Annotated in this window: 21 protein-coding genes and 1 pseudogene; 13 read left to right on the top strand and 9 right to left on the bottom strand. The window is 57.3% G+C overall.

Features of this window, described 5'->3' with window-relative positions; all coding sequences use genetic code 11:
- Window positions 1–113 precede the first annotated feature (113 nt).
- Window positions 114–1,265: a mechanosensitive ion channel family protein gene (locus tag PCOSP_RS10275; RefSeq protein WP_464711057.1), complete on the top strand. Its 1,152-nt coding sequence runs from the start codon at window positions 114–116 to the stop codon at window positions 1,263–1,265.
- Between the two features lie 876 nt (window positions 1,266–2,141).
- On the top strand, window positions 2,142–2,633 hold the full coding sequence (locus PCOSP_RS10270; protein WP_139648734.1) for a hypothetical protein: 492 nt from the start codon (window positions 2,142–2,144) through the stop codon (window positions 2,631–2,633).
- Here the strand turns inward: PCOSP_RS10270 and PCOSP_RS10265 are convergent.
- Both PCOSP_RS10265 and PCOSP_RS10260 read right to left on the bottom strand, forming a co-directional pair.
- Complete coding sequence (locus PCOSP_RS10265; RefSeq protein ID WP_464711055.1) at window positions 2,630–2,878, bottom strand: hypothetical protein; 249 nt, start codon at window positions 2,876–2,878, stop codon at window positions 2,630–2,632. The genes PCOSP_RS10270 and PCOSP_RS10265 overlap by 4 nt on opposite strands.
- A 128-nt stretch (window positions 2,879–3,006) precedes the next feature.
- Entirely contained in the window at window positions 3,007–4,242 is a 1,236-nt protein-coding gene (locus tag PCOSP_RS10260) for an MFS transporter (protein WP_464711054.1), read from the bottom strand.
- Window positions 4,243–4,488: 246 nt separating this feature from the next.
- On the opposite strand from PCOSP_RS10260, the gene PCOSP_RS10255 reads away from it, so the two are divergent.
- Complete coding sequence (locus PCOSP_RS10255; protein WP_464711053.1) at window positions 4,489–5,388, top strand: AraC family transcriptional regulator; 900 nt, start codon at window positions 4,489–4,491, stop codon at window positions 5,386–5,388.
- Between the two features lie 203 nt (window positions 5,389–5,591).
- Here the strand turns inward: PCOSP_RS10255 and cuyB are convergent, their stop codons facing one another.
- Entirely contained in the window at window positions 5,592–7,055 is a 1,464-nt protein-coding gene (cuyB, locus tag PCOSP_RS10250) for a cysteate racemase (protein ID WP_464711052.1), read from the bottom strand.
- Between the two features lie 11 nt (window positions 7,056–7,066).
- Window positions 7,067–8,358, bottom strand: a pseudogene (locus PCOSP_RS10245) (dicarboxylate/amino acid:cation symporter).
- A gap of 181 nt (window positions 8,359–8,539) precedes the next feature.
- On the opposite strand from PCOSP_RS10245, the gene PCOSP_RS10240 reads away from it, so the two are divergent.
- Window positions 8,540–9,448, top strand: coding sequence for a LysR substrate-binding domain-containing protein (locus tag PCOSP_RS10240; protein ID WP_464711050.1), 909 nt, complete (start codon window positions 8,540–8,542; stop codon window positions 9,446–9,448).
- 174 nt (window positions 9,449–9,622) lie between these two features.
- Window positions 9,623–10,111: a hypothetical protein gene (locus PCOSP_RS10235; protein WP_257225704.1), complete on the top strand. Its 489-nt coding sequence runs from the start codon at window positions 9,623–9,625 to the stop codon at window positions 10,109–10,111.
- 32 nt (window positions 10,112–10,143) lie between these two features.
- Here PCOSP_RS10235 and PCOSP_RS10230 read toward each other — a convergent pair whose 3' ends face one another.
- From PCOSP_RS10230 to PCOSP_RS10215, 4 genes are all read right to left on the bottom strand, one after another.
- Window positions 10,144–11,031 carry a LysR family transcriptional regulator gene (locus PCOSP_RS10230; protein ID WP_464711048.1) on the bottom strand — a complete coding sequence of 296 codons (888 nt, stop codon included), beginning with the start codon at window positions 11,029–11,031 and terminating at the stop codon, window positions 10,144–10,146.
- A 6-nt stretch (window positions 11,032–11,037) separates the two neighbouring features.
- Complete coding sequence (locus PCOSP_RS10225; RefSeq protein ID WP_139648747.1) at window positions 11,038–11,724, bottom strand: cysteine hydrolase family protein; 687 nt, start codon at window positions 11,722–11,724, stop codon at window positions 11,038–11,040.
- Between the two features lie 132 nt (window positions 11,725–11,856).
- The gene (locus PCOSP_RS10220; protein WP_139648749.1) at window positions 11,857–12,729 is read right to left on the bottom strand and encodes a TIGR03915 family putative DNA repair protein; all 873 of its coding nucleotides are present in this window, start codon (window positions 12,727–12,729) and stop codon (window positions 11,857–11,859) included.
- On the bottom strand, window positions 12,720–13,940 hold the full coding sequence (locus PCOSP_RS10215; RefSeq protein ID WP_055128224.1) for a putative DNA modification/repair radical SAM protein: 1,221 nt from the start codon (window positions 13,938–13,940) through the stop codon (window positions 12,720–12,722). Before PCOSP_RS10215 ends, PCOSP_RS10220 begins: the two co-directional genes overlap by 10 nt.
- Window positions 13,941–14,057: 117 nt before the next feature.
- Between PCOSP_RS10215 and PCOSP_RS10210 the strand changes: the two genes are divergently transcribed.
- The 4 genes from PCOSP_RS10210 (at window position 14,058) to PCOSP_RS10195 (ending at window position 16,322) form a co-directional block, all read left to right on the top strand.
- Window positions 14,058–14,228, top strand: a complete 171-nt coding sequence (locus tag PCOSP_RS10210; protein ID WP_122319437.1) for a YhfG family protein — start codon at window positions 14,058–14,060, stop codon at window positions 14,226–14,228.
- On the top strand, window positions 14,228–14,848 hold the full coding sequence (locus tag PCOSP_RS10205; RefSeq protein WP_464711045.1) for a putative adenosine monophosphate-protein transferase Fic: 621 nt from the start codon (window positions 14,228–14,230) through the stop codon (window positions 14,846–14,848). The genes PCOSP_RS10210 and PCOSP_RS10205 overlap by 1 nt, the downstream gene beginning before the upstream one ends.
- Before the next feature lie 142 nt (window positions 14,849–14,990).
- A complete protein-coding gene (locus tag PCOSP_RS10200) occupies window positions 14,991–15,533 on the top strand; it encodes a hypothetical protein (protein ID WP_139648757.1) in 543 nt (180 codons plus the stop codon).
- A 66-nt stretch (window positions 15,534–15,599) separates the two neighbouring features.
- On the top strand, window positions 15,600–16,322 hold the full coding sequence (locus PCOSP_RS10195; RefSeq protein ID WP_139648759.1) for a metallophosphoesterase: 723 nt from the start codon (window positions 15,600–15,602) through the stop codon (window positions 16,320–16,322).
- A gap of 39 nt (window positions 16,323–16,361) precedes the next feature.
- On the opposite strand, the gene PCOSP_RS10190 is transcribed toward PCOSP_RS10195, so the two are convergent.
- A complete protein-coding gene (locus PCOSP_RS10190) occupies window positions 16,362–17,987 on the bottom strand; it encodes a methyl-accepting chemotaxis protein (protein WP_464711043.1) in 1,626 nt (541 codons plus the stop codon).
- Between the two features lie 605 nt (window positions 17,988–18,592).
- On the opposite strand from PCOSP_RS10190, the gene PCOSP_RS10185 reads away from it, so the two are divergent.
- The 4 genes from PCOSP_RS10185 (at window position 18,593) to PCOSP_RS10170 (ending at window position 23,523) form a co-directional block, all read left to right on the top strand.
- A complete protein-coding gene (locus PCOSP_RS10185; RefSeq protein WP_464711041.1) occupies window positions 18,593–19,339 on the top strand; it encodes a hypothetical protein in 747 nt (248 codons plus the stop codon).
- Between the two features lie 853 nt (window positions 19,340–20,192).
- Entirely contained in the window at window positions 20,193–21,293 is a 1,101-nt protein-coding gene (locus tag PCOSP_RS10180; protein ID WP_464711040.1) for a hypothetical protein, read from the top strand.
- Between the two features lie 477 nt (window positions 21,294–21,770).
- The gene (locus PCOSP_RS10175) at window positions 21,771–22,658 is read left to right on the top strand and encodes a TIR domain-containing protein (protein WP_464711039.1); all 888 of its coding nucleotides are present in this window, start codon (window positions 21,771–21,773) and stop codon (window positions 22,656–22,658) included.
- 46 nt (window positions 22,659–22,704) lie between these two features.
- Entirely contained in the window at window positions 22,705–23,523 is an 819-nt protein-coding gene (locus tag PCOSP_RS10170) for a hypothetical protein (RefSeq protein WP_464711037.1), read from the top strand.
- Window positions 23,524–23,535 lie beyond the last annotated feature (12 nt).

The following is a 23,535-nucleotide window of genomic DNA, read 5'->3' as shown; positions in this document are numbered from 1 at the left end:
ATAAAATTGAACGGCTTGTACCTCACATCACCTAACGAAGTTCGTGGTCCTGTCCAGACTCCCACGCTAGATAGGGCCTGAACCCGAAAAGCAACGGCGCAGGTGACCGATCCATGGACTCAAGCTCCCTTGAAATCTTTACCGATACCCAGTTGCTGGGCATCTCCATCGCCAACTGGCTGCTTGCTCTCGGCGTGATGACGGTGAGCTTCATCGTCGCCAGGGCGAGCATCGGCTTCCTCCTGAAGAACGTGCGGGCCCGGGCGCAAAAACCCAACGCCTACCTCAGCCACATCGCCGTCGAAGTGCTCTCCAGCACCAGTAATACCCTGTTGTTGCTGGCTTCGATCCTGATCGGCATTGGCGTACTGGACTTGCCGGAGCGTTGGCTCAGCCGAGTCAGCAGTCTCTGGTTCGTGGTGGCCGCCCTGCAGATGGGGCTCTGGGCCAACCGAGCCATCGCCCTCGTACTGCTGCACTATTTCGCCCGTCACAACCACACCGAAATCCACCAGAAAAGTGCCCTGGCGACCCTGAGCCTGTGGGGCGCGAAGGTATTTCTCTGGGCCATGGTGCTGCTGGCGATGCTCTCCAACCTTGGCGTGAACATCACCGCGTTTATCGCCAGCCTCGGCGTCGGCGGCATCGCCGTGGCGCTGGCGGTGCAGAACATCCTTGGCGACCTGTTTGCGTCGCTGTCCATTGCCGTGGATAAACCCTTCGAGGTCGGCGACTTCATCGTCGTCGGTTCCCTGGCCGGGACCGTCGAACACGTCGGCCTGAAGACCACGCGGATCCGCAGCCTGGGTGGCGAACAGATCGTGATGGCCAACGCGGAGATGATCAGCACCACCATCCAGAACTACAAACGGCTCCAGGAGCGGCGCATCGTTTTCGAATTCGCCCTGCCGCTCGACTGCTCCACGGAACAGCTCAAGCAGGTACCAGTCATTGTCGAACGCATCATCAAGGCACAGGAAAAGACCCGCTTCGACCGCTCGCACTTTCGCGGCATCGGCCAGAGCGCTCTGGAATTCGAAACGGTGTATATCGTGCTGGACCCCAGCTACAACATCTACATGGACATCCAGCAGGCGATCAACCTGGGCATGATGGAAGAATTCGCGAAAATCGGCGTGCGCTTCGCGATTCCTGCGCGAACCGTCCACGTCGCTTCGCTGCCGCACATGCCTGCGCAGGCTACCGGGGAAAGCGACCACGAAATCCCGGCGCGGGCGACGCCGAAACATCAGCTACGGCGCTAATACCAAGCTGAGATCAGGTTCAACCGGAACCCCGTGGGAGCGGGCTTGCTCTCGAAAGCGGTGCATCAGCTAGCCCAGGATTGACTGACCCGGCACTATCGCGAGCAGGCTCGCTCCCACAGAGGAGTCGTGTTGAGCCGAGATATTGTGCTCGTCGCTAAACAACTGTGGGAGCGAGCCTGCTCGCGATAGCGGTGCATCAGCTAGCCCAGGATTGACTGACCCGGCGCCTTCGCGAGCAGGCTTGCTCCCACAGGGGAGTCGTGTTGAACCGAGATATTGTGCTCGTCGCTAAACAACTGTGGGAGCGGGCTTGCTCGCGAAAGCGGTGCATCAGCTAGCCCAGGATTGACTGACCGGCGCCTTCGCGAGCAGGCTCGCTCCCACGGAGGAGTCGTGTTGAGCCGAGATATTGTGCTCGTCGCTAAACAACTGTGGGAGCGGGCTTGCTCGCGAAAGCGGTGCATCAGCTAGCCCAGGATTGACTGACCGGCGCCTTCGCGAGCAGGCTCGCTCCCACGGAGGAGTCGTGTTGAGCCGAGATATTGTGCTCGTCGCTAAACAACTGTGGGAGCGGGCTTGCTCGCGATAGCGGTGCATCAGCTAGCCCAGGATTGACTGACCCGGCGCCTTCGCGAGCAGGCTCGCTCCCACAGGGGCGTCGTGTTGAACCGAGATATTGTGCTCGTCGCTAAACAACTGTGGGAGCGAGCCTGCTCGCGATAGCGGTGCATAAACCCACCCAGAATTGACTGGCCTGACGCCTTCGCGAGCAAGCTCGCCCCTACACTCGAAAGCCTTCCCCTGACCCAACGCAACTGAACCCCTGCCCCCATCAGCTAAGCTCACCTCATCACTACGACAGGGAGCATTAACATGAGCAAGGCAGACGAGCTGGCAGCCAAACTGAGGCAAACCCGGCAAAGCCGTGCCGATACGGATAACAACGCCGACCTGGCGATTGAACATTGGCCCGCCCAGGTCTATGAGCTGTACCACCAGATCGAAACCTGGCTGGCGCCGGTCTGCGAGGCCGGGCTGACGATTCGGCGCAATCCCACCCACGTGTTCGAAAGCCATTCCAGCGGTTCGACGTACAACTACGCCATTGATCGACTGTCGATGGAAGGAAACCATCACCGCATCGAGCTCGACCCGATTGCCCGCTTCTCCTCTCATGGAGAGGGCTGTATTGAAATCCACCTGAAGGGGCAGACACGCTGTCTTCTGCGAACCGTCGGCGAGCATGGTGAATCGCGGTGGCATGTCCAGTCGAACGGACAACCGCAGTCCGAGCCCTTGGCACTGGACGAAGATGCATTGGTTGCGCTGGTGGAGGAAGGTCTGGGGTTAACGCACGCAGTCTAATTGCTGGCCTGGAAGGCCGACTGGAGTGTCACGCCGCTGCCAACTTCAGCGGCGGGCGACGTCACTTGCGCCATCGGCCGTGCCACCAGCCTGTTCAAGGCGTTGTCGATCTCATCGGCCGCGCCTTGTACATAGAGGGCATTCGCCCAGCTCCAGTAGCGATCGGACATCAATCCGCCCACCGCCTGGGCACACAGCTCATCGCTGCAGACACCCATTTTCCCTGCGGCAGCGATAACGGCCATAAGGGCTTGCTCCAACTGGGGAATTCGTTCGGTAGACACAACTGACGGCCTGATGGATCGCGAGAGCCGAGTTTACCAAGATATCAATAGGCCACCAACCGCAAGCGCTCAACGGTCAGCTGACTTGCTCAGCTACCCACCGCGCTGAATGCCGCGGTGCTCGGCATCGCTAACGACTCCCGAGCCGTAGCGCGGCCAGCCAGCATGGTCAGGATGGCGGCAACGCCCAGCACCGCCGCACTGGTTTCGAAGGTCGCCTGGTAGCCGTTCAGATCAAACAGAAGACCACCGACCGTCGCGCCCGACCCGATGGCGAGCTGGACGATTGCCACCATCAGCCCGCCTCCGGCCTCTGCATCGTCCGGCAGTATTCGCGCCAGCCAGGTCCACCACCCGACAGGCGCGGCAGTCGCCACCAGTCCCCATAATCCCAACAAGACGGTCGTGGCAACCGCGGACGCGCCGAACCCCACCAGCGCAATGGCAATCGCCGCCATCAACAAGGGGATTATGATCAGGGTCCGATACAAGCCCTTCTTCAGGAATGCGCCAATCAGGAAAGTGCCCAGGAAACCGGCCACGCCGATGACCAGCAACATGAACGAAAGCAGGGAGACACTCACTTGGGTCACGCTTTCGAGGAACGGACGCAGGTAAGTGAACAGCATGAACTGCCCCATGAAAAACGTGCTGACCGCCAACATGCCCCATGCAACCGGCGCCCGGGTCATCAGCCTGAAGACATTGCTGCTGCCCTGTTTCGTCTGCGAGTGCCGGACCCGCATTGTCGGCATCCGCAACAGCAGCCAGACCAGGGCAATCGCAGCCACGGGCACGATGCAGAAGAACGCGCCACGCCAACCGATGATCGCGCCCAGGAAACTGCCCAACGGCGCCGCCACCACCGTCGCCAGGGCGTTGCCGCCATTGACGATGGCCAAGGCACGCGGCAGATGATTGTCCGGTACCAGTCGCATGGCCGTGGCCGCCGACAGCGACCAGAAGCCACCGATTGCAACCCCGATCAAGGCGCGTCCCGCCATGAACGTCAGGTAATCAGGCGCCAGCGCGACCACCGTCCCGGAGAGGATCATCAGCAGTGTCAGGGCCGACAGCAGCCATTTACGGTCGATCCTGGCCGCAATCGAGGCAATGAACAGACTGGTGATCAGCGCGAAGGCGCCGGACACGGCAATGCCCTGGCCGGCCTGCCCCTCGCTGACATGCAGATCCGCTGCTACCGGCGTCAGCAGGCTGACCGGCATGAATTCCGACGCTACGAGCGCGAACGCGGCGAGCGCCATGGCAAGCACGGCACTCCATGCGGGTTGGCCGTGTGATTTCGGCAAAGAGGTATCGGTCATCGAGTATGCATCCTGTCGCTGAGGTAAACGCTTTTGCTGCGCCGCAAGAGCGGGTCCGCTCGGGCCTCGGGAACAGCACCGCAGCACACGCCCATTTCAGCGGTTATCTCTAGATGACCGGTAGAGTATTTCTCTGCAATTCTTGCCCGATTCTGTGAACCTGCACGCGACATATAGTCAGCGCTTCGCTTGGCGAGGTAATGTTCTGCCTAAAGCTATCAACCCAACCTGAAACCTGAGCACACCATGACGACCCGGCGCACATCGTTGCAAGAGACACTCGCCGACAACATTGGCGCGCGGGCCCTGCGGACGGGGGACTATGCAACCTCGATCGCCGGCCTCAGCCTGTTTCGCCGTGATACCCCCGCGCCGCCTGCCATCTGCATGATCGAACCGAGCATCGTCCTCGTGGCCCAGGGTGCGAAGCAACTGTGGCTCGGCGGCGAGGCCTATGGCTACGATGCCTCGCGCTTCCTTATCACCTCGCTGGACCTGCCCGCCGATTCCGAGGTGACCCAGGCCAGCCCGGAGCAACCCTGTCTGGGACTGGTCTTCAAGCTCGACTTGCGCCTGGTCGCCGACCTGGTCGCCCAGGGCAGCCTGGCACCCGGTCGGGATCGCCCCGTCGGCGTCGGCGCGAACATCGGCGCGGTGACGCCCGAGCTGCTCGCGCCATTCATACGCCTGCTGGGTCTGCTGGATGAACCCGACGCGATTCCGATCCTCGCGCCACTGATCCAGAGGGAAATCCATTATCGTCTGTTGATGAGCGAACAGGCCGCCCGGCTGCGGCAGATCGCCTCCGTGGACAGCCAGGGCTACCGGATCGCCAAGGCCATCGACTGGCTGAAATTGAACTACACCGACCCGATCCGCGTGGAAGACCTTGCGGCGAGTGTGCAGATGAGCGGCCCCACGTTCCACCATCACTTCCGCCAACTCACCGCGATGAGCCCGCTGCAATACCAGAAATGGCTGCGGCTGAACGAAGCGAAACGCCTGATGCTCAACGAACACATGGATGTGGCGAGCGCGGCCTTCAAGGTGGGCTATGAAAGCCCGTCCCAGTTCAGTCGCGAATATGGCCGCTTGTTTGGTGCGCCGCCCAAGCGAGATATTGCCGGGCTACGGAACAAGGATTGATGCAAAACATCTGTGGCGAGGGGATTTATCCCCGCTGGGTTGCGAAGCAACCCCAAGACAGCCAAACATAATCTGTCTGGTACATCGAGGTGCCAGGGTTCAGGGCTGCTTCGCAACCCAGCGGGGATAAATCCCCTCGCCACAGTATGTTGTGTGTTTGCTCAGGTGAAACACCCACAGGCTGAGTCTTGTAGAGGACAACCTCATTTCGCCAGGGCAATGCACTTCAATGCCAGGATCATCGTCGGGTCCACCAACGCCACCGTGTGCCCATTGATTTCAAACGCCTCGCCGTGTTCGAGCACCAGGGGCAGCTCCGTACACCCAAGGATCAACACCCCTGCCCCCAGTTCGCATAGGTGCTCGGCCGCCAGCAGCAACTGTTCCCTGCACAGCCCGTCGGTGAAACCGGCCTTGATTCCCCGCGGCCCGTAGATAGCGTCCATGACCATGGCCTGATAATCGACCCCCGGCGTCAGGATCTGCAGCCCGGCGCGGCGTGCGGCCTGGTGATAGACCTGGCTCTGTACCGTGCCGGAAGTCGCCAGGAGCCCGATGATCTTGCCCGCCCCGTATCGGTGCAGGATCCACTCCACGGTCTCGCTCAACATATTCACGATGGGCACCCGCAGGTTCGCCTGGATGCGTTCGACAAAGGCATGGGCGGTGTTGCAGGGAATCGCGATGGCGTTGACGCCCGCGCTTTCGAGGCGCTTGCAGGTGGCATACATCGCCAGGGTCGGATCGGTTTCACCCCGCAGCAGGTTGGCCGTCCGATCCGGTATCTGCGGGTTCTGTTCGACCACCATCCTGATGTGGTCCTGGTCCCTGTCCGCCGGCGTATGAGCCACCACCTTGGCCATGAAATCCACCGTGGCGGCAGGCCCGACACCGCCCATGATGCCCAGTTTGAAGCTTGGTGGACTTGGCGACGTCCGCTGCTGCGTCGCGAAATCCGCGTAGATCGAGTTGATGTCCAGCACCGCCATACCCCTTCGCTGCAACTCGGCACAGACCAATGAAAGCTCGGTCATGCCGGGAAGCATCACCGTCGCCCCCTGAGCCTGCAACGACAAGCACGCCTGATGCAGCACCTCCAGCGGCGCGCCCTCCAGGTGACCGTCCTTGATGCCGTCAAGACCGTACATGGCCTCCATCAAAGCCGACTGAGCCTCGGCATCGGGATAAACGATCCGGTAATCCTGCGAGAAGTACCGTTCGAACAATCCACAGTGACGCACGAAGTCGGAGCCGATGACACCCAGCGTTGCCCCCGGCCGGACGGCGCGCCTGACGTGCCGGGCCAGGGCCGCCATCATGTCCAGCACCGCAATGCCCAGCTCGTCCTGGATTTCCGCGCGGAAGGTATGGCTGGCGAAGCATGGAAGCATCACCGCGTCGAAACCATTGGCCTCGAACGACTTGCACACCTGGAACACATAGAACTTGCGCGACGTCATGCTCGCACTCGTGTCCAGGGGCAGCAGCACGTCCTTGAACGGGTGCTGCTCGACCAGAAAATGGTAGCGGCCCTGATCCTCAAGCACCGCCCTGGACTTGACCAGCTTGTAGAACAGATCGCCACCGGCCAGTGAGCCAAGCCCGCCGACGATGCCCAGCTTCCGAACCGCAGGCGCTTGCTGGGTCGACTTCGCTTTCACCTTCATGAGGTTGCTCCCTACACAACCGGAACCGGCTCGGATCGAGACCGGACGGGGGCAGTGTCTCGATCCTCGACCGCCTCCTCGTGAGGTTCGGATTGAGCGACCACCGCCGTTGCGATGCTGTTGCCCACCACGTTGGTGGCTGTGCGTGCCATGTCCAGGAACTGGTCGATACCGATGATCAGCAACAACCCCGCCTCGGGAAGATTGAACATCGGCAGTGTGGCCGCGACCACGACGACCGAGGCGCGGGCCACGCCGGCCATGCCTTTGCTGGTGATCATGAGCGTCAGGAGAATCAACATCTGCTGAGTGAAACTGAGGTCAATGTTGTAGGCCTGGGCGATGAACAGGATGGCGAAGGCCTGGTACATCATCGAGCCGTCCAGGTTGAACGAATACCCCAGGGGCAATACGAAGCTGGAGACACGCTTGGGCGCGCCGAACTTCTCCAGCGCCTCGATGGTTTTCGGGTAGGCGGACTCGCTGCTGGCGGTGGAAAAGGCCAGGAGAATCGGCTCGCGGATGAGCTTGCCGAGCCGGAACACGGCGCGTCCGAGGAACAGGTAGCCGGCACCGAACAACAGTGTCCAGAGGATCAGGATGCCCAGGTAGAACTCGCCGATCAGCTTGCCATAGTCGACCAGCAAACCGAGGCCCTGGGTGGTGATCGCCGAAGCGATGGCGGCAAACACGCCAATCGGCGCGAAAGCCATGACGTAGTCGGTGATCTTGAACATCACCTTCGCCAGCTCTTCGATAGCGTCTGTGATCCGGGTGTAGCCTGCCCGCTTGACGCCAGCCAGTGCGAAGCCAAAGAACAGCGAAAACACCACGATCTGCAGAATCTCGTTGTTCGCCATGGCTTCGGCGATGCTGCGGGGGAACACGTGGCCGATGAAGGCCTTAAGGCTGAAATCACCGGTATTGACCGACACCGCAGCGGTCGCATGCTGCGCGACGTCCAGGTTCAGCCCGGCGCCTGGCTGAAACAGATTCACCAGCCCCATCCCGATCAGCAGCGAAACGATTGACGCCGTCACGAACCAGGCCATGGCTCGGGCACCGATGCGCCCGACGGAACGGGAGTTGCCCATGCTGGCGATACCGCCGACCAGCGTCGCGAACACCAGGGGGCGATGATCATCTTGATCATCCGCAGGAAAATGTCGGTGACCATCGAAAAGTAACCGGCGATCTCCTTGGCGCTTTGCTCGCTCCCTGCGAAATGGTGACACGCCCAACCCACCAGCACGCCCAGGGCAATGCCCATTGCAATTCGACGTGGGAGCTTATTTTTCTTCACGGTGCTGTCCTCAAGTAGTTCTTGGAGTTTTTTACTTGGCAAGGTCGATTCTAAGGAGCGGATCTGGCGAGATGATGAGTAATCCAGCTACCTTCATGCGCTTTTGGAATAGTTACGCAACAGGCGCGCCGGGCCGGGCGATTGCGACGTAAACTGGCTCACCTGCAGGGGGAGATCGGGTATGCAACTCAAATGGCTGGATGACCTTCTGGCGATCGCCGAATGGCAGAACTTTTCACGCGCCGCCGAAGTCCGTTGCGTGACACAATCAGCCTTGTCACGCCGTATCCGCTCGCTCGAGGAGTGGGTGGGGGTCAAGCTGGTAGACCGCGGCACCTACCCCGTCCAGCTAACGGCGGCGGGCATCACCTTTTGCGAGGAAAGTCGGGACGCATTGGCCGGCCTGCTGCGGTTGCGCTCAACGTTACGCGATGTGGAGCGGATGCCGGGCCGCTCTATCCAGATCACCGCGGCCCACAGCCTCTCGATGACCTTCCTGCCGAAATGGCTCTCCCAATTCCAGCAACACAACGAACAGTTCAACGCCCGGGTCGTCGCCGCCAACATCCACGACGCCGTCATTGCCCTCGAGGAAGGCAACTGCGATTTGATGATGGTCTATCACCACCCACTCGCCCCCATCCTGCTGGACGCCGAGCGCTTCGGCAGCCTGACCCTGGGCCATGACGCGTTCATCCCCTTGTGCGCCCCCAATGCCAAGGGCGAACCGCTGTTCCGCCTGCCAGGCCGCGCCGGCAAACCGGTGCCCTACCTGGCCTATACCGCCACCACCTTCCTGGGCCGCGTCGCCGACATCGTCATCAAGAACGGCCCCGCACCGACGGCACTGGAGCGCTGCTACGAGGCCGACATGGCGATGCTGCTGATGCGCATGGCGGTCGAAGGCTATGGCGTGGCCTGGTTGCCGCAGAGCGCGGTGGCCGATGAATTGGAGCGAGGGTTGTTGGTCAGGGCCGGGGGCGACGAATGGAGCACGCAGTTGGAGATTCGCTCGTACTGTGCGATCGCCAATCGGAACCCGACGATGCGCAAGTTGTGGAAGACGTTGGAGGGGGCTTCGTTGCGATAGCTGCCAGACGCTGTTTGAAGAGACAGAACGCCCCTGTCAACAGGCGGGAATCGACGTGCCTGGTCGTCGTTTTCCCAGGAATACACTCTTTAACAATTCTCTGTCCCAAAGATCTAAAGGCGCTAAACCACATGCCGATAGCGTTCTAGCATCCAACTCATCCAGGGACTGAACATGATTACCTTCGGCGCACCGATCTCCAACAGCAGCCAACCCTCCGTGTTCAGCGTAGAGCCCGATAAATCAGCGAATGAAATACCAGAGGCATCGGCAACCAAACCGTCTACGGGCACGCAAGTTGAAGGGGTAAAAGTGACGCTGTCAGGCGTTGGCCTCCAAAAAGCCGCAAACGGACGCTCTGCCAATGCCAACAAGGACATTGAAGAAAGCGGATTGCCTGACCAGGTGCAGAAGATCCTGAAAATGATTCGGGAGTTGAAGCAGAAAATCCAGGAAAAGCAGTCAGAAATGCAGGCGCTCATGGCCGACCAGAGTATGTCCCCGGAAACCAAGCAGACGAAAATCGGCGCGTTGCAGGCCACGCTCTCGACACTCACCGCCAGCCTGATGACAGCGAGCGCCTCCCTGGAAAAACTGAGCAAGAATGGAAGCCTGTCTGCCGCCCAGGTACAACAAGCCGCCAAGCTGGCCATGAAAAGCTGAACCCGCTTCTCGGGGGGATCCCCATCCCCCTCTCAGAGCTTTCCTTCGTAGTACTGGGCCATGTGATCAACAAACACGCGGACCTTGAGGGGCAAGTTCCGGGCATGAGGATACAGCGCATAGTAGTGCCGCGTGCCAAGTGTGTACCCCGGCAGAATCCGCACCAACCTTCCCGTCAGCAGATCGTCCCGCACCGTCGCCAGGGTAAATGCAGCGATTCCCCCGCCCGACAACGCACACGCGTGCAAGGCGGTGATGGTGTCCGTATGAAAGGCGCTGTTGCAATCCAACGTCATTGCCTCCCCTCCTTCGCTGACCAATGACCATTGGGTAGCCGACGCATACGTCAGCAGCCTGTGCTGATTGAGCTCAACGGCATTGAGAGGAAGTCCGTACTTGGCTACATAGCTCGGCGCCGCCACCAAGACTTGCGATGACACCCCGAGCAAACGGGCGACCAGGCTGCTGTCGGCCAACGGCCCGCAGATCCGCAACGCCACATCGAACCCATCGGCCACCAGGTCGACAAGGGGATCGGAGCACGACAAATCGACCTGGATGTCCGGATAGCGTTGCTGGAAGGCCGGCAACCAATGAGCCAGTTCCAACGTACCGGTTACCAGCGGCACGCTGATTCGCAGCAGTCCGGAGGGACGCTCCTGCTCCAGGGTCGCGGCGCGGGAGGCGGCCTCGACGCGGTCCAGGATATCCACGCAAGCCGCGTAGTACCTTTCGCCGGCCGCGGTCAGGCTCATGCGTCGGGTATTGCGATTGAGCAGACGCACGCCCAAGGCGCTTTCCAATTGCTGCAAGTGTCGCGACACCGAGGAATGAGTGGTGTCCAGCCGCTCCGCTGCGGCTGAAAACCCCTGGGACTCCACAATGCAACGGAACACGCCCATGGCGAGCATCTGATTCATATCGACTCAGCGTATCGGTAAATTGATGATCTGCTCGGTGGTCATGACATCACCGAAGGTATCCTCGACTTCAGCCAGCGCGGCCTTGTGCAAGGCGTCCTTGTCGATCGCCTCACCGTTGACCCGGGTAATCGCGCGAGTCGCCGATGCGTCGGAGGCGACCAGTACGTTGTAGCCCAAAGGCGCCGCATCCCGAGCGGCACCCGCCACGCACGCATGGGTCATGAGGCCGGAAATGATCAGGTTTTCGATACCCGCGCGCTTCAGACGCTTGTCCAGGTCGGTACTGCCGAAGACGCTGACGGTGGTTTTCTGCAACACCACATCCTGGGCCCTGGGTTGCATGTCCGGATGAAACTTCACGCTTTCACCATCCTTCGCGAACACCGCCGAACCTGCGGGGGCGACGTGTTGGACATGGAAAACCGGCATCTTGTGGTTATCGGCAAAGGCAATCAGCTTACGGGTATTGGCCAGCGCAGCCGCGCCATCAGGAATCGGCATCTTACCGGTGAAGTATTCGTTCTGAAAATCGATCACCAGTAACGCGGTTTTACCAACAGGCAACTGGCCGGCCGGCGTTGCGCCTGACATGGCCCGGATGGTTGGGTGGTTTTCCGCGAGTGCGCCGCTGCTGGCGACAATGCCGGAAAATGCACAGGCGGCGAGGAAACGGCGGGTGAATCGTTGCATGGGAATTTCCCTTCCTGGTTGTTGAGGGAAGGAATGCTAGAAAGAGGTTTGGTGCTTGAACACAGCGGGGACGGCACAGGACCTGTTCGGGATTTGCACAAACACAGCACTATGGGCTGCGACGGAGGGAAATCAGGATGAGGGAAATTGAGTTGGCAGAGGAGCGAAGTCACCCACAACGATCCGCTTCCCAACCTTCTCCCCCACCTCCAACGCCTGCCCATCCCGTTGCTTTCCCTGCCTCGCCAGCCCAACCAGCCGGGGAATCAATTCTCCCTCGGGCAAGTGCTGCCAGAAGCGCCCGGGCATGTGCTGTCTGAGTGCCTGCGGATTGACCCGCGCCGGGTTGAAGGTGTGTCGATAGTAAGTACGCCATAACTCTGCGTCCGGGTCTTCAGCGTGACGCGCCCATTGCTGCCACTGCTCAGGACATTGGCGCTGATAATCCAGGGCCTCACCATCGAACCGGATGCCATCGCGAGGCGTCGCTATCAGCCAGCGTTGTCGGCCCAGCCGCTCGGCAAAATGGCCGCTCGCACTTTCGAGGATGTCATGGGCCGGCTCGTGAAAGGCCACGAGGTCCAGTTGCAACTGCTCGGCAAGCGGCTGCGGCAAGGGTATGAAGCGCACAAACGCATGGAGGTGATGGGCCTCGCGGCTGACTTGTTTGATCCGTCGCTGCAATTCGCTGCCCAGGCGATCACCGGCGAGCATCGCCGTGCGATCGCCATGGGCGACACGCCAGAGCACTTCGTACAACAGGCTCCAGCGTTGTTCGCCCTGGTAACGGCCGGCCTGCTCGAGCTGGGTCAACAAGGCCGCCGGCACTCGTGTGGAAAACGGACCCGGGCCTGACGGCAGCGGCGTCGGCATGGCCAGCAAATCGGCCATGGGGCCTTGGGTCCAGGTCACCTCAGCGGGGTCGATGCCGTGGCCGAGCAGTTTGCGGGCCTGGTCGCGCCATATCAGGAAATCATCCTGGCAATCCAGCGCAATCATCCCCACAACCCCATTTGCATGGGCCCTTGGGGCTCACGCAAGCGCGCCCGCAGCAGGCCGCTGCGCATCTGAGCCTCGGCGGGCCGGTAGTCGCTGGTGACGATGAACGGTCGCGCCTTTTCCAGCACGCAACGCAACTGCACCAGATCGTCGTAGCGGACCCGTCGTTCCCGACGCAGCGCCACCAGGCGTTGCACGCTGCGCAAGCCAATTCCCGGAATACGCGCCAGCAACGCGGGTTCGGCACGGTTGACGTCGAGGGGGAACACTTCACGGTTCGCCAGCGCCCAGGCCAGTTTGGGGTCGATGTCCAGGTCCAGGTTGCCGGCGCCCCCCAGGATTTCACCCGCCTTGTAGCCGTAGCCGCGCATGAGGAAGTCAGCCTGGTACAGCCTGTGCTCGCGCAACAACGGCGGCGCCGCCAATGGCACGCTGGCAGGGCTGTCGGGAATCGGGCTGAAAGCCGAGTAGTAGACCCGCCGCAGGCCATACCCCTGGTAGAGCGATTCGGCATTCTGCAGGATCGCATGATCGTCCGTGGCATCGGCCCCGACGATCACCTGGGTGCTCTGCCCGGCCGGAGCAAAGCGAGGCGCGCGCACTTCTCCGGCCACTGCTTGCTGGCCCTGATGGATGGTGCCCATGGCCTGGCGGATCGTGACCAGCTGCTTCTCCGGCGCCAGGCGCTTGAGACTGGCCTCGCTGGGTAATTCGATGTTCACGCTGAGGCGGTCGGCCAGCCGCCCGGCCTCCTCGATCAGCAACGGATCGGCATCGGGAATGGTCTTGAGGTGGATATAGCCACGAAACTGATGCACCTCCCGCAACAGACGCGCCACGCGTACCAGTTGCTCCATGGTGTAGTCGGCCGACCGAATGATGCCGGAACTCAGGAACAGCCCGCTGATGCAATTGCGACGATAGAAATCCAGCGTCAGGCGCACCACCTCCTCCGGCGTAAAGCGCGCCCTCGGCACGTTGCTGGAGCGGCGGTTGACACAGTACTGGCAGTCATAGAGGCAGAAATTGGTCAGCAGCACCTTGAGCAGCGAGACGCAGCGCCCATCCGGTGTGTAGCTATGGCAAATGCCCATGCCGTCCGTGGCTCCCAACCCGTCACGACCGCGAGAGCTGCGCTTGGGTGCACCACTGCTGGCGCAGGAGGCGTCATACTTGGCAGCGTCGGCGAGAATGCCGAGCTTGGCGATCAGTTGCATGGGAGGGCTCTCGATACTGGTTATGCATACAGTATTTGGAGAAGCAGGGCGATGCAAGCGCCATTGGTCATCGGTGGGTTATAATCCATTCACCCACGCGATTTGAGGTCCAGCCCCATGGGCACTATCAGCCTTGAAACCAAGAAGGCCTACGCGGCCAGGACACGTCGGTCCAACTATGCGGCCAGCCTGCGCCTGGAAGGCTTCAAAGTGACCTTTTCCGATGGCGAATGCAAAATGCCGACCCGTGAAGAAGTCTTGAAGACCTTCACCAAGACCAGAACCTGATGCCCGACAAATATGGGGTCGGTGAAGACGCCTATTGCTACCCGGGCTCCACTGTCCTTCGCAACAAACTCGATATCCGCGACGAACCCACCTTGAGCGAAGCCGAACAACAACTCACGGCCATCGCGGCGGACCACGTCGAATTCAACCCTCCCCCTTACGACCTGGCCTACCTCCAGAACATCCACCGGCAACTCTTCTCGGATTTGTACGAGTGGGCCGGAGAACTGCGCACCGTCGGGATGGCCAAGCAAGACACACGCTTCTGCCAGCCGCAGTTCATGGAAAAAGAAGCCGGGAAAATTTTCAGCAACATGGCCGCCACCCATTGGTTCGAAGGACTGTCCCGGGCGGACCTGATCGTTGCCGTGGCCGATGCCTATTCCGATATCAACGTCGTCCACCCCTTTCGCGAAGGCAATGGACGTGCCCAACGCATTCTCTTCGAACATCTCATCATGAATGCCGGGTTTGAAATCAGTTGGTGGGGCATCGAAAAGGAAGAGTGGATCTTTGCAAACATTGCAGCTTACAACTGCACTCTTGGCCCCATGGTGCAGGTGTTCGAGAAGTGCATTGGTCAGGCGATTCAAGCCAGTGCAGCTGATGCCGCCCCATGAACTGATCGCACTATCATCGACTCGCTCAACCCCTGCCCCCTTCGAAACCGCATCGATTTATTTCATCTTGCGGGTAGGTCAGCGATAAACTCGACAGCCATTGCATGCCTCGACGCTGCAGATCATTCTCAAGGACTCCAGTATGACTCTCTTGCCGTCACGCTCCCTCTTCTTTGTCTCCAGCCTCATGGCCAGCACTTTGTGCTTCGCCGAAGCTGAACCGGCCGATGGCAGCCTCATCAAGGACTCGACCAAAGCCGCCGTTTCATCGTTCATCACGGCTGGGAAGAACCTGTTGGGTGGTGTGAGCGAAGGTGTACTCGATGGCCGCGAATCGGCCCAGGGCACCGATGGCGCAGCGATCATTTCCTCCGGCGAGCAAATGAAAGAGCGCATTGGCGTCGAGGTGCTGAAACTGGAGCCCAGTGATGACAACCTTACAGTCACTCTCGGTTTCAAGAACAGTACCGACACGCAACTGCGCCTGATCAACCTCAGGCAGACGGGTGTCTTGCTGGCTATCGACCAGGCAGGTTATGCCAACAGCCTCAAGGCAATGGAAAACCCGGATGAAGTCACTGTTCCACCCAAGGCCGCCGTGCGGCAGAAGTTCATCTTCGATGGGCAGAACGAGCCCATCAGTTCTGTACGGGTGTGGGGCCAGGACTATCAATTGAAAAAATAATGTTATCGGGCCAGAAGAGCGAGCAAGCTGCTTCCTCTTCTCCCCTCTCCACATGAAATGCCGACGATGAACACGATCAGAACGTTCTCCCCCAATGGAAAAGGCCGGGACTTTGTCGTAGGTGATGTCCATGGACACTTCAAACTTCTGAAGTCGCTTTTGGTTAACGCCAATTTCAATGCAGAACGGGATCGTGTTTTCTCGGTTGGCGACCTGATCGATCGCGGCCCGGACTCCCTGGACGTGATGAACTGGCTCACGGAGCCCTGGTTTCACGCGGTCCGAGGCAATCATGAACAGATGCTCATCGACTGTGTGTCCGGACAGGGCGACATTGCCAGGCATACCCGAAACGGCGGGGCCTGGCTCTATGAGCTGGCAGCCAAGACCCAGCATGAACTGTCCAATGTCCTCCAGGGACTTCCGCTGATCATTGAAGTTGACCTGGTAGACGGAAGAAAAATGGGCATCGTGCACGCCGAAGCTCCGTTACTACACGACGATGGCGACTGGCAGACTGCCAAAGACGCCTTGTCCGGACATTTTGGAGAAGACAGCCGCCACCGCGCCCTGAAAACAGCGCTGTATGCCCGGGGGAAAATCGAACAGCAGAATAATGACCCCATCAGGGGAATAAGCCGGCTTTACGTCGGGCACTCAACCGTATCGAGCGTCACCTGCCTGGGTAATGTCGTCTACATCGACACCGGCTGTTCCTTTCACGATGGGGCATTGAGTCTTGTGGAACTCAATGCGGACACCACAACCTGCATAACAATGCGCCCATAATCGAATACGGAAACGGGTACGACACTTCGCCTGCACGTGTCAGACCTTGAAACGCGCCACCAGGCGATTCAGTTCAATCGCCAGGTTCGCCATCTCGCCGCAAGCGCCGGCGGTCTGAGTAGCGCCCGCCGCGCTCTGGATCGACAGCTCGCGGATGCTGGTCAGGTTTTGGTCGGCCTCGCGAGCCACCTGCGCCTGCTCTTCGGAGGCGGTGGCGATCAGCAGGTTGCGTTCATTGATACGGGTAATCGTCTCGGCGATCTGCTTGAGCGACTGGTCGGCGTTCTGCGCCACCGAAATTGAGCTGCTGGCCATCTGAGCGCTGACGTTCATGGCGCCCACTGCCTGGGTCGAGTCGGCCTGAATCGCGCTGATCATCTGTTCGATTTCCTGGGTCGACTGCTGGGTGCGGTGTGCCAGAGCCCGGACTTCATCGGCCACCACGGCAAAGCCGCGACCTTGCTCGCCGGCGCGGGCGGCCTCAATGGCCGCGTTCAGCGCCAGCAGATTGGTCTGCTCGGCAATCGCACGAATCACCTCGACCACCTTGCTGATGTCCTGGGCCCTGCTGGACAAGGCCTTGACCTGATCTCCAGTGCTGGCCACGTTGCCGGCCAGGCTTTCTATGGCTTTGAGGGTCTGCGCCACATTCTCGATCCCCGAGCGGGTGAATTCCATGGACTCGCGGGAAGATTGGGCGGCGGCTTCGGCATTGCGTGCCACCTCATCCACCGCGGCGCTCATTTCGGTCACGGCGGTGGCGGCCTGATTGACCTCATCGTTCTGCCGCACCAATCCGCGGCTGGCGTCTTCGGTCACTGCGGTCATTTCTTCAGAGGCCGATGCCAGTTGGGTGGAGGAGTCAGCGATGCGGGCAATGGTTTCCCGCAGATTGCTCTGCATTTTCGCCAGGGCGGCCAGCAGACGCCCGGCTTCATCGCGGCCACTGACCGAGACCTCCCGGGACAGGTCGCTGCCGGCGATGCGCTCGGCCACGGACAGGGCATCGTTGATGGGCGTGGTGATGCTTCGAGTCAGCACCGCAGCCAGCACCACGGTAAGGACCACGGTCATCACCAGTAGGCCAATCACCAGCGTTACGCCATGGCTATAAGTCGAGGCAGCCTCCAGGCCGGCACGCTTGGCACCCTCGTCGTTAAAGTCCGAGAGCTTGGTCATCTTGTCCTGCAGGGTATTGGTCATCGGGCTGATGCGAGCATTGATCAGGGTAATGGCAGCAGCGTTGTCACCACTTCGCAGCAACGGTTCCAGCTCGTCCAACAGCTTGAAATACTGCTGCACGTCGGTGGACACCGCCTGGTAGAGCTCACGCTCTGTCGGTCCGGTAATCAAGGGTTCGTAACGATTGAGGGCCTCCTGCAACGTGCTGCGGTAGCCGCTCAACGAAGCGATGCGGGTTTGGCGCTGTTGTTCGTCGACGGTCACCGTGATACGGATGCTTTCAAGACGCAGGCGCAAGATGCCAGTCTGCATCTTGGCTGTCTGACGGATACTCGCCATCCAGTTGGTTTCGACATCCTGCTCCGAGTCTCGCAGCTTACCCATCTGCAACAGGGCGACGATGCCCAGGGCAAAGACCACCATAACAATAAGCGAGAAGAAGGCGGCAGACCTCGGGGCGAGGTTCATGGTCCTGACATTCATGTTTTGTCTCTCTTGGAAAGGGTCGGCATAGCGCTGCCGTTATTCCGAGATATCGACCGAGATGTCTGGCGCTGCAAATCAGCCGACAAATGGGCTGGCGCGGTCTTTGGCAGGACATCGGCGATGGAGGCCTTTCTTCCTCCGGCGGGAGAGTTTGTGCGTGTGGACGTGAGAGTGAGAACTGCGGCTTTCCGTCCAGATCCCCGACGCCTCCATACCCCGCTCCCCCGCATCCCTTGCCCCGCCGCTTCAGTGTTGCTCCATGATGGATTGGGTGGATTAATCACCGAACCCGCTACTCTGCTTGCTTAGCGCCGCTCTCTTCGTCACTCCCGTAGCAAACATCTAGCAACCGCAGCTTGGCGTGTTGCAACCGTGCGGCGCTGGGCAAGAATTACACCGCTATGTGTCTTTTACGTAATCCGAGCACATATTCGCGCCCATCCGCGTCGACAGCTTTAAAACCATGAACTATGTTCAGATTCAATACCGCTATCGCGTCAGTGCATTCGGTCAGCATCGCACTCTTTTCGATAACCCGATAATACAATGCACTCGCTATTGTTTGGTCAGCAGCCTGGAACGAATTGAAAAATGGAGGACCTATGATCATTCCGATTACCGATAACACTGTCCCTAATGGAGGTGGTAGCTATACAGCAGACGAAACCCTTCAAATCGGAGTTAAATCCATGCAAAAAAAAGAAGTTTCGTTCTTGGAAAGAAAAAAATTCAACATCAAACTTGGCACGGCCTCCCGAGGGATAATGGTTGCTGACGAAGGGACTCCGTTGGCCAACCTCGGACCGGAAGAGAAACTCTATGTACTTGGACATAGCTCCTCAGGTGACAATCTCCTGTCAGGAAAAACACCATCCGAGCTACTTGACCACCTTATAAAGCGTGGTTTGGACCTGATGCGCCCACTTAAAATAGTCCTCGTATCCTGTAACGCCGGAAGTCGCCTCACAGGAAAAAGCTTCGCCGAAATTTTTTTTGCCGAAGCATTTACGCGAATAGAAAAAAAACTCAGCTGGGATAACATGCAGATCGACATCAACCACAAGGCAAAAACCAATGGCGGCCATACATTATGGGTAAAAGCTCCGAAGGGAATGATCTCTTTTTCAAATCTTCATGATCTCAAGCCCCACATCCTCCCTCTCGAGCTCTACTCAGAATACCAGCAATTAAAATTAAAGCTCGATCTTAAACAGATAGAAAAAGAAGATCTCGAAGAGTGGCTTCAAAAAAACATGCGAACAACTTTACCCACCGATTGGCAGTTCCTTCCCGAGTCCTCCGCACAAATGCATTGGGGGCTGGGTGGCGAGAATCCTGCCGCACCTTGAATTTTGCTCCACCTCCGTGAGGTGGGGAGGCCGGCAGACGATTCTCAGCTTTATTTAGCTTCGACCTCATACCTACACGGACTCACCAACAAGGGAAGCCCTAGACACTCAGCTCCCATCCAAACCTCGCCGACCTCTTTCCTGATAAACTGCGGCCTTCCGCCTTTCCGCCCAGATCCCCGATGCCTCTATACCCAGCCCCCCCACAGCCCTTGTCCCGCCGCTTCAGCGTTGCGCCGATGATGGATTGGATGGATTATTCGCTGCGCTTACCGAACGTCTTGGCCGCCACCGTTTTCTTCCCCTTCTCTGTAGCAATTTTTTAGCAATCGCACCTTTAGGAATCTCAGCCGTGTAGCGCTGGGCGAAAATTACACCGCTATGTAGGGTGGGTTCTGCTTGGTCGTTAGGGGTAATGAAATCGGGGCTTTCGAACGTGGGGATACCTGAACATTCTCGCCAAAACCCAATGACTGGTACCGAAATTGGTACGAGATACCCCCCATTCCAAAGCCCCGCATCGGCTGCAACAAGTGGGCTTTTTGTTGCGGAGCGTAGTCTCCTATGCTTATTCAGCGTGAGTTTCCAGCCAGTCGCAGCCCTTCGCGACAGGCAGCAGTGGCCAAAAGCGGACATCGAGTCTACGTCCGCTTAGGATCGTCGTAGTTCGGAGTGGTGGCTAAGTTCGCCAGCCAACCCATAAGCGCCGCAAAGCCATGCGCTACCGCCGCATGGTCAGTTACGTGTAATCTTATGACGCCTAAAAGCGGACGCCTCGAAATAAGTAGAGTTGCAGCTATGCTCCTTGTAGCGAAGCCACTCGGGTGGCGGGCTATACCCATAGGGGCAAAAAATGGCGGAATTTTCTGTTCTACCTATCGCGTTAACTGTAATTTTCACAGCCCCCGCTTCGGCATTCGCAGCCGACGATGAAATTTGCCGGGCACCTTTAATCTACGCCGCAACCCAAAGCTTTGAGGAACTCGATCAAGTTGATCAAGAGAGTTATCGTTATGAGCGAAATTGCGGTAAAGATCAGTCGGAAAGGAGTAACAGCGCCGACTTTTTCATTGATGCAATCGTGAAGGCAGTACCACTCAAAGCTGGAGGTAGTGCGCAAAGCTCTAATTCAAGTTCCGAAGAATGGTGCAATGTGAATAAAAGCAAAGCCAGAGATCAGAGCTTTTCTTTTCGCGTATACAGGACGGTATTTGAACCGGCGTTAAAATCATTCGACAGTTGTATTGCATCCAAAAACTCCCAACTCGATGTGGATTTAACACTGGGTTCCAAAAATGATTTCTCTGTTCGAATGAAAAACAACAACCGCAATAGAGTCAGATTCCAAGGCATAAAAGTCACGCCAGATAATGCAGCCTCTTGCGTTGCTTCATATAAAGCTAAGCATTATTCAGGGAAAGAGGTTCAAGTTGGGTTTGATTTTGAACGGGACGAAACTATTACGTTTGACTGTGAAAGAACCTTAAAAACTGGCAGCCTTTATCCTGAAGTGTCCTTCAATTTCAGAAATAATCTTCAAGGCTATACATACATAATGGCTGAATATGACGCTAAGCCGATTAAGAAACCGATTGAACCTACCAAGTTCCTAACGCCACTGATTAAAGGTTCAATAATCAGTGCGACAGCCCATTGGGATCAGAGCGGGATTTACACTAAGCAATGCCTAACCACGGCAGAAAATATGACTTTAATTGGAGATAGCAAGAAGTCAACCTGGCATCCAGACACCGTGCCATACTGTCTCACTAGAGCAGATTTCGATGGTGAAGAACCATGCACCGCAAAGAATGAATGGTGCGAGATTACTACCTTAGTGAGCACCGGTTGTTTTGTGAGCAACGAGTGGTTGGCCTGGTACGATGACTCAATTGCGAGCAAAGGCTTAGTTAGGTCAATCGAACAAATATGTGCTCCTCAACTGCGCAGATAACAGCTAGTCGATATGGCAATATAATCGCCGCATCGTATTTAAGGCCTTCTCGTTACATCATTATAACGATTCTTAGTTAAAAACAACCTTAAAATACGCAAGAAAGTGGCAGCTCCAGCGAGTCGATGATGTCCCTTCCCAAGCAACCGCGACCACTGTCACTACCAAAATGGCCGAAACAGTGCAAGCGTTAATTCGATCGTCCGATATCGGCCGAATCCTGCTTGTGCTCCTTGCGAGCCTGGGTAACGTCTAATGGCGTAACTGGCCAAGCCATACATCGCCAGATGCAGGTTATTTTTACCTATTTGCGTCAAGAGTACTTATCCCATTACCCATTTGCCAAAGCGTAGCGCTTACTGTTCCCACGGAGCACACAAGGCACTATGCTTACACCTTCATGCTTCCATATGGACTCAAAGTTCCTATGGCAGGCTTTCGAGGTTCAAGGCTACCCGTCTTAAAGGAATTTGTTTCATGGCTAGAAAAACGCCCCCACCAACGCTTATCGCTCCAAAATTGACTTTGACCGGGCAAGACATTGAGCGTGCCTTATCTCGTATTGAAGACCGCATTAACGAGCTAAAGGCGTTTGATGTAAGCTCTGTAAGATCAGGTATGACGCCAGAGATAAAAGCACTTGAAGTAGCGATAAAAGATACACTAATTAGATGTTTCGGCGAAAACACAACAGCTTATACTACTTACGAAAGTGCCTCAAAACTAACTTACTATCCTTTAATGATAGCTAGGGATTCAAACCCAAACTACGTCGCACCGGTAGACCGTAACATAAAAAACTCAATTGCCTTGCTAGCACAAGCGCAACGAAGTCTCAAAGAGGATCTCGCGGACATCCAACATTCGTCCGCATTGAGTGTAGCCAACGTTGAATCTACAGAGCCACCATCTAATAAGCCTAATTCCAAGCGAATTTTTATAGTGCATGGGCATGATGACGGTCCAAGAGAAACAGCGGCTCGCTTTTTAGAAAAGATTGGATTTCAACCCATCATCCTACATGAGCAGGCAAACCGTGGTCGCACGATAATTGAAAAGATCGAAGCAAATCGAGACGTGGGTTTTGCAGTAGTCCTACTTACGCCAGATGATGAAGGCTGTGTGAAAGGTGGCGAGCCCGAGCCGCGAGCCCGCCAAAATGTCCTTCTTGAACTTGGGTATTTTATCGGCTATTTAGGTCGCGAGAAGGTATGCGCACTCAAAAAAGGCACGCTAGAAATTCCGAGCGACTTTGCAGGAGTTGTTTGGACATCCATGGATAATGATGGATGGAAGCAAGCTCTGAGTTTGGAGCTTCAGGATGCTGGTTACGAAATCGACTGGAACAAAGTTATGCGCGGCTGACCTAGGATATAGCGCGATACTTAATTACTAATTCATTAATATCGGGGTGAAGAAATTGGCAGCAATCAGAAGATGCAACATCTGCCTTCAGCGCAAGGAGATGACGGAGGATCATATTTTTCCCAAGTCAATTTCTATCCCTCAACAACGACAAGTCACCGAAATCCTTAGGAACATTAAAAACAAAAATGGAAAACCACATTCACGACTTTTCCAAAATGGATTATTCAAAAAAACACTATGCAGCGATTGCAACAACAGATTACTGGGCTCTCTTTTAGATCCAGGCTTAGAAGATATATGTAAAAAAATATCGAACGAGCTTCGTAACGTGCGTTTTCTGATGTCCCCAAACATTCAGGCCACAGATGTCCAATTAAACAAAGTTTCAAGATCAGTGGCAGGACACTTTTTGGCCGCGAGTGACACAGCGCAGTGGCGGCATCCGCTAAGCAGGGCACTGCGTCGCTACGTCATGAACTTTGATCGAGCATTTCCAGAGCAATATCGCTTTCAGATGTGGCTATACCCGTTTAAGCAACAGGCTCTATTAAAAGATCTTTTCCATACCGTTTTCGGTAGCGGGTATGATCCGTTCGGCATATCGGCATACAAAACATTCCCATTAGCTTTTTCCTTTTCAGACCCTATCCTTAACCCCGTTTACAAACTAGATGGCGTCCTAGACGTCTCCTCCTTTCTTAACGGTCCATTAGATCGAAAGGCCAACATCCGATTAAGAGCCGGGGTTACCGTCGACCCCAACTGGCCTTATGCACCTCATAAAAATGGTGTGATTCTTTCAAGCGACAATGGTAGTGTTCAAACCAAACCCTACATAAAAATAAAACCATACCCCTATTAGTTAACCTTAACA

Source organism: Pseudomonas sp. MAFF 730105 (genome assembly GCF_055380705.1).
The sequence above is the reverse complement of the archived record's forward strand: the minus strand, read 5'-3'. Positions and strand labels throughout refer to the sequence as shown.